The organism is Streptococcus suis, from assembly GCF_002960445.1.
Taxonomy (GTDB): Bacteria; Bacillota; Bacilli; order Lactobacillales; family Streptococcaceae; genus Streptococcus; species Streptococcus hyiners.
The window spans coordinates 1-319 of sequence record NZ_POJD01000271.1; the positions used below are offsets into that span (position 1 = coordinate 1).

Sequence of the window (319 nt, forward strand, 5' to 3'; positions counted from 1 at the left end):
CAGATTGATTTTAAAAAAAGATTAAACAGGAAACTGTCTAATCTAGTGTTTGTAAATAGCGATAGAGATCTCCGATTGTCCCTTTGTAATCCAGAGCTTGTCCGTTTTGTGTAATGCTGGTAACTGGATAATAGTCTGGGAGGGTTAAGCAACCGGAAAAAGCCAGAATGGCTGCATCCTTATTCTCAAATGTTTGGATACGTTCTTGCTTGTAAGCGTCAAGATAGTGAATTTCAATCATACTAACTCTCTTTTGTAAAGATGTCACGGTCAATCAAGCTATCCATGAGGAAATAGAATTTTTCTTGAATAACCTTGT

The 319-nt window shown here is 36.7% G+C and carries 1 protein-coding gene and 1 pseudogene; both read right to left on the reverse strand.

The features are described 5' to 3' along the window. Window positions 1-37 precede the first annotated feature (37 nt). Window positions 38-241, reverse strand: a complete 204-nt coding sequence (locus C1G53_RS09625) for a DUF4649 family protein (protein ID WP_012775154.1) — start codon at window positions 239-241, stop codon at window positions 38-40. 1 nt (window position 242) lies between these two features. Beyond that, window positions 243-319: pseudogene (locus C1G53_RS13610) on the reverse strand (cysteine desulfurase); the annotation flags it as partial.